A 12,900-nucleotide genomic window follows, 5' to 3' on the forward strand; every position below is an offset into this window, starting at 1 on the left:
TTGAAATTACTGTGGAATACGCAGTACTATAATCTTTAAACCAACCAATCATGAGTACACTGGAAGGCGGTACATATGAAATTATACGCGGTCGTCTGGAAACCCAGAAAAATGATCTTTTGGGCAGGCTGCAAAAACTTAATGAGGCAAGAAAAGGGGTTTTTGGCAGTATAGAAACAAAGCTTATTGCCAATAACCGTATTATAACCGAGAATAACTGTATTCCATACGACATAGTTTGTGTAGATGGTAAATGTATTTTTGGTTACAATGTTCACTTTGGTTTGCGTACCGATATTAAAACAGAAGATGTATTCAGCATATATGTTTATGAAGATGGAGAGTTTAAGCAGGAAGGGTTAGACCTTATTGCCGATGAAACTTTTCTGACCGATTTTTATAATCTGTACAAATATTACAGAGATACAGAGTTTAGAAAGTTTTTTGTATCGGGTAATTATCTGCACATGGTATTTCAGATAAGTGAAAGAGTATCTGATATTAAAACATTTAAATGGCTTATAAAAGATGGTAAACTTATTTATCAGGATAACAGGAGTGATAATGAATATCGTTTTCCGAGACAGCATGATTTTAACTGGCAGGAAACTACCAGAGAAATGCAAAAATATGGTAAGCATCCTCATGTGTCTATACTTGACAAGGTATTTGTAGAAACTGTTGGAGGGACACTTACCATAAAAATTGAAGATAATACTGCAACAGGAAAGGGAATTTATGAAGAGGATGTAATACATCCTGATCAGACTCTTGACGATGGTAATTTTCAATATGCCGATTTAGGGAATCTTATAGCATTGCAAATAAAGCCTTTTCAGGAAGAGGCCAGATACTTTATATACAACCATAAGCTGCAACAGGTTAAAAAGATTGATAGTCTTTCCACTTCAGCTATTTTATTACCGGATCAGCACGGGCTTATATTTTCTAATGGGTATTACCTGCAAACTGGAGAGTATAAAGTTTTTGAAAACAGCCTGCAAAATCTGCTTTTTCAGGAAAGGATAGCTTCACCAAACGGTGAAGATTTTATGTATGTTTTTTACGAAGAAGCTTCAGGGCAATATGTACTGATGTCTTACAACCTGATAACGCAGGTAGTAACTACTCCTATTATTTGTAATGGCTTTACCATACTTAAAAACGGTGAGCTGTGCTATTTTAGGGCAGAAGCAGAACAAACCAAAAATCACCTGGTGCAAATATGGCAAACCCCTTTTATTAAGGGAGACATTATGCCATCGCAACATAAAGACAGCTTTATTTATAAAGTAGGTAACAAGGATATAGTTAAGGCTATGGCCGATGGGCAGTATATAGTGACGTTACTTAATAAAAATGACGATTATGACGGATTGTATGCCGATTTAACAAGGCTTGCTCAAAACATACTCGATTCTTATTACTGGATAAACAGTACGGATACTTTTGAACTTAACCTGCCCTTAACCGAAATTAAAAATACAGCTAATGCTGCTATAGATGAATTTGAAAAAGTAGTACAGCTAAGGCAGAATGCTAAAAAAATAACGGAAGAAGTACAACAAAAAGCAGAGAGCCTTTTTATAAAAATAAAGAGTTCTCCGCTTGATGATATTGATGCATTTGTTTCAGATCTTGCTGGTTTACGCTCTTTAAGGGGAGAGGTTGTAAGCCTTAGGGAAGTGCGTTATGTTGATGAGGAATTTATTACTGAACTTGAGGCCGAGATTGTAGCGCAAACTGAAACGATTTCGCAAAACTGCGTTCAGTTTTTAATGGATGAAAAGGCTTTGGTGCCTTACCATAAACGTGTTGAAGAAAAGCAGAAAGATCTTGAAGGTATAACTACCGTGGCAGAAGCTCGAAAGCTGGAAGATGAGGTAAACAGTATAACAGGCGATCTTGAAATGCTGATTGATATTGTGTCGAACTTAAAAATAGATGACACATCACAGTCAACACATATTATTAATACCATATCGCTGATTTTTTCGACACTTAACAGACTTAAGGCAGAGATAAAGAATAAGATTGCGTCTTTAGGGGGTAAAGAGGCAAAAGCCGATTTTGCGGCCCAGATAAAACTGATAGACCAAAGCATAGTAAATGCGCTGGATAGGGCAGTGACTCCCGAGAAAACGGAAGAGCTGCTAAATAAAATATCAGTACAGTTAGAGGATCTGGAAGCTCGTTTTGCCGATTATGAAGAGTTTACAGTTTCTATAATAGAAAAAAGGGAAGAGATCTATACCGCTTTTGAGGCAAAAAAGAACAGCCTTATTGAAGCGCGTAATAAAAAAGCGGTTGCAATAGAGAATGCATCGGAACGCATTCTTAAAAACGTATCGTCAAAAGCACTTACATTAAATTCGATTGAAGAAATTAATGGTTATTTTGCTGCTGACCTTATGATTGCAAAACTACGCGATCTTGTAGCCCAGCTTATAGAACTGGAAGATACCGGTAAAGCGGAAGCTATAGAAACGCAATTAAAATCGGCCAGGGAAGATGCGCTGCGAAAGCTTAAAGATAAGCAGGATCTATATGAAGATGGAGAGAACATAATTCGATTCGGCAAGCATAAATTTGCGGTTAATAAACAGCCGTTAGACCTTACGATAGTATATAAAGATGGGAAACTTAATTATCATTTAACCGGAACAGACTTTTATCAGGAGTTGAAAGACAATACCTTATTAGCTTCAAAAAAATACTGGAATCAGGATCTTGTTTCAGAAAATGAAGAAATATACAGGTCAGCTTTTTTGGCATATAAAATATTTAGTATGCATTCGCCTGGTAGTCTATATAACCTGACAGATGAAGATTTACAGGCTTTGGTAACAGAAGAAACATCTAAAAACTATACGGAAGGTTATATAAAAGGCGTGCATGATGCCGATGCGTTTAAAATTTTAAAAGTACTTGTGGCTAAGCACAATAATTTAGGTTTGCTGCACTACAATCCTGCTATAAGGGCTTTTGCTCAGTTTTTCTGGAATAGTATGCAGGAGGAAGCCCAAGGTCAGCTTAACAAAAAAATAAAAGCTTCGGGCAGTGTTTTGGCTATATTTCCGGATAGCAGGGAATTTAATTATATAATTAACGAGGTTGCTGCCAGGGTATCTGAATTTTTGGAAGGCAATTTTGCTGCTAAAAACAGTACTGTAAATGCTGCTGATATTGCTAATTATATTTTTGAAGAACTTAGGGATAACGATGCTTTTGTTGTAAGCAATAAGGCACTACAACTTTCGGAAAGCTTCTTAAAAATGCTTGAAAGCAAAGGAGCCGGAATAGTTTTCAGACAAAGTATTGATAATTCTAATAATACCAAAGATACTATACAACTGGCTATACAGTGGGTCTCTTCGTTTCTTGCGCAGGCAGGGCAACTTCAAAATACAGAATATTTATATGAGGTAGTGGCATTGTTGTTATACAGGCGTGAGTCGGCTGAGAAGGTAATAAGTATTGAGCCCTATGAGACAATTACAGGGCTTGCAGGATCTCATCCTACAATTGCAGATGGTAATTATGAATTTAACTATCATACATTTACGGGTTTGCTTAAAAATTATTTTAATACTGAGGTTCCTGCATTTGAAAAATTCACGAGTGAGCGCCATCACTTAACGCAGAAGCTAAAATCAGATTTAAGGCTTAATGAATTTATGCCTAAAGTATTGACTTCTTTTGTGCGAAATAAGCTTATAGATCAGGTGTATTTACCATTGTTTGGCGATAATCTTGCTAAGCAATTGGGTAGTGCCGGAGAAAGCCGCAGAACAGACCGATCTGGTATGTTATTGCTGGTATCGCCGCCGGGGTATGGTAAAACCACCCTGATGGAATATCTCGCAAACAGGCTTGGGCTGGTATTTATGAAAATTAACGGGCCGGCGATAGGGCATGAAGTTACATCGGTAGATCCAATGTCTGCAAATAATGCTGCTGCAAGAGAAGAGCTTAAAAAACTTAACCTTGCGCTTGAAATGGGTAATAATGTAATGTTATACCTGGATGATATACAGCACTGTAGTCCTGAGTTTTTACAAAAATTCATATCGCTTGCCGATGGTACCCGAAAAATAGAAGGTATATATAACGGCCAGGCTAAAACCTACGACATGAAATCTAAAAAATTCTGTGTTGTTATGGCTGGTAACCCTTATACAGAGACGGGTGAAAAATTCCGTATTCCTGATATGCTTGCCAATCGAGCCGATATTTATAATCTGGGCGATGTAATAGGCAATACCAGTGAAATGTTTGAACTGAGCCTTATTGAAAATGCACTTACTTCTAACCCGGTATTGTCGCAATTGGCATCTAAAAATATGGATGACCTGTATCCGTTAATTACAATGGCTGAAACAGGGCAAAAAGACGGACTGGAATTAAAAGGCAATCATACAAAACAGGATATTGAAACCTATCTGTCGATATTGAGTAAAGTGGTTAAAGTGCGAAGTGTGGTTTTAAAAGCTAATGCTGCTTATATAGCTTCGGCAGCTATGGAAGATGCTTACCGCACAGAACCACCGTTCAGACTTCAGGGCTCTTACCGTGATATGAATAAACTTGTCGCTAAAATAGTGCCTGTAATGAATGATGAAGAAATACAAACACTCTTGTTATCTCATTACCAAAATGAAACACAGACACTAACAAGTGCGGCAGAAGCAAATCTTTTAAAATACAAGGAAATGACAGGAATGCTCTCTGATGCTGAGGTTGAGCGATGGAATACTATTAAAGAAACCTTCCTTAAAAATAATAAACTAAAAGGATTTGGAAATAAAAATGAAATGGCTCAGGTAATTTCGCAAATGATGGAGTTTACTGACCATATTGAAGCTATAAAGGAAATTCTAAGGCAAGGACTTAATAAGTAATTATAAAAAGGAAAGGCTCTCTTATAATGGGATTTTAAGAATTTAATGAATTAATCTCTAACAGTTGCATAATTAATTTGGTATAAAAAAAACCACCCATTTGGGTGGTTTATACAAAGTAAAACGAAATTTTTATAAAAGTTCAAGTTCCTGTGTAATGCCTGGAGCTGCTTTTCTGATGTTTACAACTCTTCCTGTTTCATCTATTACAAAAGCAACAAATTCTACGTTTTCGATATTGGAAACATTGACAGGAACCGGAATACTAAATGATTTTGTATATGTATTACCTATTATTGTTTGGTTAGTATCAATAGTTTCTCCGGTCATAGTAGTTGGACAGGCTCTTAATACATGATTATGTTCATATCCTACAAGAATATCACCCTCATAATATGATGTATAGTTATGTTGATCATAGATAAGTCCATTTTCAAGTACATATACCACCAGCTTAAGATTATTATTGAAATCTTTACCAAACATAACGTTTACATCCATAGTGATGGTGCCGTTTGCAATAGATGAGGTCATAGCAACACCAAGCTTAGGATTTTCACCCTGAGTAAGCGCTATAGCCTGGCTTATATTGTCAGGCTCAGGAAAGTTCCATTGGATATTCCTGTTAAGGTATCCTTTGGGGTAGCCAGGTGAAAGACCTGCTGCTTTTTCAAAAGCTGCAGTATCAAATGTATAAGGATCGTAACCCGTATCATTAGGGTTAGTACCCGGACCATGAATAGCTACTGCAATAGCATCCTCGGTTTGATTGTGAACCAGTTCTATAGCATGCGCTACTCTTGGGCACCAACCACACCATACACCTGTGTAATCTTCCATCAGCATTCTTTTCCTGAAGTTTATACCGGAACCATCGTGATAGTTTATCATTAACGGAGCAGACGTTACAGACTTATAAACAGCAGTCACTTCGAAATTTCCAACAACATCTGATGTAAATGTATTGTCATCAATTTTGACGCCATCTACATAAAATTCAGTATCCTCTGTAAGTAAATCACCTTTGCTGTTCTTTACCGTAAAAATAACAGGCTCACCTATTACCTGTACAGAAGTATCAGCCGTAAGACTGATGTTTTGCTGTGACTCCAGTATTTCATAGTCAGAAGAGCAGCCAGTAATAACCAACAGGGCCGCAACTATCAGGATTAAATTCTTTTTCATTTTATTATAAGCTTACATCAGTAATTTTTACTAACATGTATTAATTTTTAACGATCTTTATCTGAGCCGTTTTATTTTCTACTGTAGTGAATTTTGCAAAGTAAACACCAGCCGCAACAGTTGAAAGGTCTATTGACTGTGAACCTGTAGTAACATCAACATTTTTTATTATCTGACCATTAATGTTAACAATTTGCAGTTTCGCATTTAGGTTTGTAGTAATATCTAACGTATTTTTTACTATTGTATTGTTTATCGAAATCCCCATTCTTTGTAAAGAGGCGAAATCACTGGTTGTTGCAGCAGGATCATATTTGTAAGTGAATGTGATAAGTGGTTCACCTATTTCATCACCGGCAGCATCAACCTGTATAATTCCTAATTTATAAGTTATTGGTTGTCCTGCTACATCTGCCACAGTTTCGCTATTGTAAAAGTAATTAGTTGGTCCCGCATCTTGCTGTGGTGCTACAGTAATACCTGTAAGCTGAGCAGGAGCTGTTGTACCATTAGGAGCATCAAAATAACAGTTAGGGCCAAAACAGAACTGTACATTTGATCCGTCATCATTATTGCCTGTTTCAATCATCTTTAGTTTTATGTTGATGGTTGCATCAGACACATTTATTATCTGGAAATGCATTTTTGCCTGCTCTCCTGTAGTAGTATATGTGTAAACACCTTCGTTTTCAAGCTGTATATCGTTATCATATACTTCTATTACTTGTGCCTGTGCAAAAGCGCTAAGGAAAAGTGCAGCTGCTAAAATAATCTTTTTCATTTTATTTGAATTTAACTTAATGTATGCATTTATTAAAAAAGCTATCGGAAACAGTGAGACTGCTTCCGATAGCGCTATATTAAATAACTGTTTTAAATAGCGTTTAGACTATTTGATGATCAGTTTTTCTACTCTCTCGCCAGATGCACCATTGATTTTGGCAATGTACATACCTGTCTGAAGTCCGCTAAGGTTAATAGAACCACCATTCTCAATACCTTTAGCAGTATGAACTGTTTTTCCTGTAATATCTACAACTGTAACATCAATAGTTTCCTGAGTGTTAAAGTTAAAAATACCAGTTGATGGGTTAGGGTAAATTGCAAATGATGAAGTTTCAAATGTATCATTCCCGAGTACTCCGTTTTCTTTAAATGTAGCATCCTGCCAGAATTGCTGACCGATATTACCATCATTTTCAAATAATACAGTTCCATCAGCTGAAGTTATTTTTACACCGTGCTCAACATCTGGTCCTGATTCGTTAGTAACCCATCCGTCACCATAGCTATCCTGAAGAACTACACCAAGACAAGTATCCGGAGTAACTGCACTTATTGTTGTAAAATCAATAGTGTAGTTTAAAGTTTTTTCTTTGTATGTAGGACTATTAGTGTAAGTTGGCGTTTGCCAAGCGATCATAGCATCACCGTCTTCATTATAATAAATGATATACAGTTTCATTTCAGCCGGATATTCATCTGTATGTAATACTACGTTTACATTTGCAGAAGATTCAACTGCAGCATTAGGAATTACAGCATATTCTTCAGAAATATTATTTTCAGGCATTGTATTAAGTGCAGCAGCACCATTTACCTGAGTAAGTACTGCCTGGTATGTAGCTGTACCATCTGCCTCAACTCCGTCGAAAGTAATTTCTCCATACTCAAATGCCTGAAGATCAAGTCCGCTGAATGTTTGTGTAGCTACAACTTCGCCGTTTTGCTTAAGCTGTGCTTCTACACTGGTAACATCATGGCCAAATCCTTGTACATAAGCACTTACAGCAAGGGTTTCATCACAAGACCTTAGTGGAGCAGCTTCAATAGCTCCCCAATTGTCCAAACCTACCATTTCAGAACCTCTGGCTTCATTAATAGCAGCAACCATGTTTGCCATCGTATCTCTCTCTAAGTTTGTAACTTTACCAAGTTCTCCTGGTGTTCCGCTTGGAGTTATTATATAAAGAGATGGGAAAGCTTCAAGTCCATAGTCTGCAGCAGCAGTATCGTTATTGATTACAGGATATGGTGTGCCTGCAAGCCAGTCACCTTGAGAAGGTCCACGCTCAGGGTAACCTCCTTCAGGGGGTAAACTTTGTCCGTCTAATTCAAGTACATTTGTGCTTGGGTCAGCCTCAATAAATATTACCACAAGTTCATCACTACCTTCAGGTCCATATGCAGCATGAAGGTTTTCAAGAGTATGTGATAGGTGGAATGACCAACAAGGGCCACACCATGCAGCAGACATGTCTACAACAACAGTTTTTCCGGCATCAAGATAAGTCTGAAGAGAAATTTCTTCGCCATATGTTACCTGATCTCCATCAATTGAAACTATTCGGTTTCCCGAAAATTGTGGTGCATCAGCGCCATCTGCAATTTGCGCATTTGCAGCAAAGGCTCCTAGTAGCATCACTCCTAATAGTAATCTTTTTTTCATAATTTAAATAAGTATAGTTGTTATTTTATCTCGATTTAATTAAGTCATTATGAGTTAAGCATATATAAACTTAAAGTAAATTTTTGTCGAAATTATGCAAAAAAATGACATCACAAAATTTTTTTCGAAAATCATGCGAAAAAACAGTGTTAAATGTAGTTTTTTTTGATAATTCTACCAAATCTATAGAGTTTTAACCGTGTAAAATGCAACTTTTTTTGCCTATTCTGTTATTCTTTTCAATTTTTAACCTATCGGACGGGTGTTGGCAGTTAAAATTTTTTTAATATTGCCCTCTCAACTGCAATTGCAGTTTTTAAGATAAAAATTTTTTATATGAAAAATCTTGCTTTACTGTTTTTATTTCTTACAGTTTCTGCTTACGCACAAAAAGAAATGCCTTCTGTTACCCTTAAGTCGGTAAATAATAAAGTTGTTAATGTAAAAAATGACTTTGCAGAAAAGGATAAGCTTTATGTATTTACATTTTGGGCTACATGGTGTGTGCCTTGTATCAATGAACTGGATGCTATTAATGAAAATTATGCAAAATGGTCTAAAGAACTTAATATGGAAGTAATAGCTGTTTCTATAGATGACAGCCGTACGCAAAAAAGGGTAAAACCTTTACTTAACGGAAAAAAATGGCCATATACTGTATTACTTGACACTAATCAGGATCTTAAAAGAGCTTTAGCTATTGCTAACCCGCCATATACTGTTGTTGTAAAAAACAGAAAAGTTGTTTATGTACATAATGGTTACAGTCAGGGAGCTGAAAAAGAACTATATAACAAACTGAAGGAACTGTAGATTAATGAAAAAATTACTTTTATTACTGCTTCCTTTAGCCGCCGGCTCTTTATATGCTCAGGAAAATGATACTATAGAAAAAAAAGACTATGGTAGAATATATGGTGGTTTTGAATCTAATGCACAATGGTATTTAAATGATAAAGGCAGAGGACTTAACCATCCTGAAGATCCTGTACGTTCAAATAATTACCTTCTTTTAAATTATCAGTTAAAAGGCTTCTCTGCCGGAATTCAGGTAGAAGCTTATGAACCTAATGCACTTTTAAATTATAACCCCGGATTTAAAGGCACTAATATAGGAACTTATTATGCATCCTATAAAACAAGTAAACTTGAGCTTACTGCTGGATATTTTTATGAACAATTTGGCAGCGGTATGCTTTTACGTGCATGGGAAGACCGTGCTTTAGGTATTAATACTGCCCTTCGTGGTGGAAGAATTGTTTTCAGGCCAAATGATAACATAAGGCTGACAGCTTTATACGGAAGACAACGTACCGGCTTTGATGTTTCGCATGGTGATATATATGGTTTTGATTCAGACTTTAACTTAAGTACTTTATTTAAATTTGAGGAAAGTGATCTTTCTTTTGGTGCAAGCTATGTAGGAAGATATGAAAAAATTGATCTGCCTGATCCTCAGTTTGATGAACTTACAAATATGTTTGCCGGTAGATTCAACTTCATTCATAATTCTTTTTATGTTTCAGGAGAATATAATTATAAGCAGAAAGACGGCGTACTTACTACTCAAAATGAGTTAACAAATGATTTCGTTAAACCGGGCAATGCTGTATTGCTTAACTTAGGATATTCTAAAGAAGGACTTGGCATAGATGCTACTTTCCGCAGAATGGAAAATATGAAGGTGCTTTCTGAAAGAGTTCCTACATCAACAGGTGACGGACTTACAACAAGCTTGAATTTTAATGATAAAGTATTAAACTTTACACCGGCTCTAACAAAGCAACATCACTCTAACCTGGCCAATATATATGTTTTCCAGGCACAGAGCAAAGTGGATTATATTGATCCGGTTAGAATGAAAGCAGGTGAAACAGGCGGACAAATTGATATTTTTTATGATTTTGCAAAAGAAACTGCACTAGGAGGAAAATACGGGACTAAAATAGCACTTAACATGTCTAGCTGGTATAATCTGGCAGGAAGTTACAGAGCCGTTCCTGCTGATTATGATACTAAGTTTTTTGGAGTGGGTGAAAAGTATTTTTCAGACTATAATCTTGAAATTAAAAAGAGGCTTTCCGATAAATGGCTTACAGGATTTTACTATATTAATCAGTTCTATAATAAAGAATGGTTAGAAGGCGGCGAAAAAGTAAAAACCAATATTGTTACGGGAGAGGCTACTTATAATTTTGCTGCAAATAAATCAATTCGTGTTGAAGCTGAGCATATGTGGGCCGATGCTGACAAGAAAAACTGGGCAGGAGGTACCGTAGAGCTGAATCTTAATGATAAATATTCTCTTTATGTATGGGATATTTATAATTATGGGAATGATGACAGTAGTAAACAAACCCATTATTATAATTTGGGAGGAGCCTATCGTATAGGTGCTACTCGTATTGCTGCGAATTACGGAAGACAGCGAGGAGGTCTTGTTTGTGTAGGCGGTGTATGTCGCTTTGTACCTGAAAGTACAGGTTTTACTTTAAACATCAGTACAGCATTCTAAAATAAGAATTACCAAAGATTATTATATATTTATATAAAAGCCCTGTGATTATAATCACAGGGCTTTTTGTTTATTTTAATAAAGGTTTATTTGATATTAATGTAGTCTTTTTGACTATAAGTTGTTTTAAAAAGAAAACTTATCTATTTTTAGCAATTGAAAACAAACTATTCTAATGGAAAACTATCCTAAAATTATACGCTGGGGCATTATAGGCTGTGGTGATGTTACGGAGCGCAAGAGCGGACCTGCCTATCAAAAAACAGAAGGATTTGAATTGCATGCGGTGATGCGTCGTGACGCACACAAAGCTGCCGATTATGCCAAAAGGCATAATGTGCCTAAATTCTACAGCGATGCGGATGCTCTTATAAATGACCCTGAAATAGATGCTGTATACATTGCTACACCTCCGGATACACATAAGTTATATGCTCTTAAAGTTGCCGAAGCCGGTAAACCATGTTGTATAGAAAAGCCTATGGCTCCTTCATACCATGAATGTGTTGCTGTTTGCGAGGCTTTTGAGAAAAAGCAATTGCCATTATTTGTTGCCTATTACAGACGGTCACTACCGCGGTTTTTACAGGTAAAATCGTGGATTGATGAAGGAAAAATTGGAGAGGTTCGCCATGTTAACTGGTATTTAAGTAAAACACCTTCACCAATAGATTTGTTAGGAGAGTATAATTGGCGTACCGATGCTAAAATTGCAAAAGCTGGCTATTTTGATGATCTGGCAAGCCATGGCCTTGATTTATTTGTTTACCTGTTTGGTAATGCAAAAAAGGTATCTGGTAATAGTCTTAATCAGCAGGGATTGTATTCTGCAAACGATGCGGTTGTTGCCTCATGGGTACATGAATCGGGCGTTACAGGGACCGGAAGCTGGAATTTTGGTAGTTTTGAAAGAGCCGATAGTGTAACAATAATTGGCAGTGAAGGTAAAATAGAATTTGCAGTTTTTGATGATGTACCTTTAGTACTTACTACAGCAAATAACAGGAAAGAATTGGAAATACCACATCCTAAAAATATACAGTTGTATCATGTTAAAAACATGCATGAACATTTAAGAGGTAATGGTCAACATCCGTCTACAGGCCTTACCGGGGCACATACCAGTTGGATAATGGAAAGTATGATGGGTATATAAAAAAGGAAAGGCATCCCGCAACGGATGCCTTTTTTTATAACCAAACCTAACCTTATAACTATTACTTTGCAGCAATAGTTTCAACAAACATTCTGTTATTATATTTCATTACAAAAGTGAATTGATCTGCCTGAATTCTGTTTGTATCAAAACGCTTAGCAATGTCGTCTTCACCTGTAAATGTTTCGCTGTATAATTCAACGTTATTTTCGTCGTATAATTTTATTTCAACCGGAGTTTTGTCTACATCTTTAATGTTAACAGTAACTAAGCCATCTTTAGTTGTTAGTACAGGTTTTAAAACCTGAGCAATAGCTTTCTCTGAAACTGAAGCTGATTTTTCGTCAATTTTTATTTCATAACGCGCTACTTTAGCTCCATTTTCTGCTTCAAGGTAATAATTGCCTGCTGGAAAAGCATTCAGGTCATACGTCCTGCTTATTTTACCATCTTTAGCTTTAATGTTTTCTTCAAAAAGAACTTCTCCGTCTTTTCCATATATAGATACATGTGCTCTTGTATTGTTAATTGAAAAATTGATTAATTTTCCAAGACCGCTTCTTACGCTTACAGAAAAGTCTGTATCATTTGCTCTTACTCCAAATGCAGTTAAAAACACTGCAAAGGCTAAACCTAATTTTACTACATTTTTCATACTATTAATTTTTACTTTGGTTTAACAAAAATTCTATGA

8 protein-coding genes are annotated in these 12,900 nt (G+C 36.2%); 4 read left to right on the forward strand and 4 right to left on the reverse strand.

What is annotated here, in order from left to right; translation table 11 throughout:
• The first annotated feature begins 50 nt into the window (after positions 1-50).
• A complete protein-coding gene (locus NHE85_RS07630) occupies positions 51-4,901 on the forward strand; it encodes a DNA repair ATPase (RefSeq protein WP_252811285.1) in 4,851 nt (1,616 codons plus the stop codon).
• A 132-nt stretch (positions 4,902-5,033) separates the two neighbouring features.
• On the opposite strand, the gene NHE85_RS07635 is transcribed toward NHE85_RS07630, so the two are convergent.
• From NHE85_RS07635 to NHE85_RS07645, 3 genes are all read right to left on the reverse strand, one after another.
• Positions 5,034-6,086 (reverse strand): Omp28-related outer membrane protein, encoded by a 1,053-nt coding sequence (locus NHE85_RS07635; RefSeq protein ID WP_252811287.1) that lies wholly within the window; start codon positions 6,084-6,086, stop codon positions 5,034-5,036.
• 40 nt (positions 6,087-6,126) lie between these two features.
• Positions 6,127-6,867, reverse strand: a complete 741-nt coding sequence (locus tag NHE85_RS07640) for a T9SS type A sorting domain-containing protein (protein WP_252811289.1) — start codon at positions 6,865-6,867, stop codon at positions 6,127-6,129.
• A 108-nt stretch (positions 6,868-6,975) separates the two neighbouring features.
• Complete coding sequence (locus NHE85_RS07645) at positions 6,976-8,535, reverse strand: T9SS type A sorting domain-containing protein (protein WP_252811291.1); 1,560 nt, start codon at positions 8,533-8,535, stop codon at positions 6,976-6,978.
• 336 nt (positions 8,536-8,871) lie between these two features.
• Here NHE85_RS07645 and NHE85_RS07650 point away from each other — a divergent pair, with 336 nt between their 5' ends.
• The 3 genes from NHE85_RS07650 (at position 8,872) to NHE85_RS07660 (ending at position 12,206) form a co-directional block, all read left to right on the forward strand.
• Positions 8,872-9,348 (forward strand): TlpA disulfide reductase family protein, encoded by a 477-nt coding sequence (locus NHE85_RS07650; RefSeq protein WP_252811293.1) that lies wholly within the window; start codon positions 8,872-8,874, stop codon positions 9,346-9,348.
• Positions 9,349-9,352: 4 nt separating this feature from the next.
• A complete protein-coding gene (locus NHE85_RS07655; protein ID WP_252811295.1) occupies positions 9,353-11,050 on the forward strand; it encodes a DUF6029 family protein in 1,698 nt (565 codons plus the stop codon).
• 175 nt (positions 11,051-11,225) lie between these two features.
• A complete protein-coding gene (locus NHE85_RS07660; protein ID WP_252811297.1) occupies positions 11,226-12,206 on the forward strand; it encodes a Gfo/Idh/MocA family protein in 981 nt (326 codons plus the stop codon).
• 61 nt (positions 12,207-12,267) lie between these two features.
• On the opposite strand, the gene NHE85_RS07665 is transcribed toward NHE85_RS07660, so the two are convergent.
• Complete coding sequence (locus NHE85_RS07665) at positions 12,268-12,861, reverse strand: hypothetical protein (RefSeq protein ID WP_252811300.1); 594 nt, start codon at positions 12,859-12,861, stop codon at positions 12,268-12,270.
• Positions 12,862-12,900: the final 39 nt, after the last annotated feature.

This window comes from Flavobacterium sp. NRK1 (assembly GCF_024054175.1).
Lineage (GTDB): Bacteria > Bacteroidota > Bacteroidia > Flavobacteriales > Flavobacteriaceae > Flavobacterium.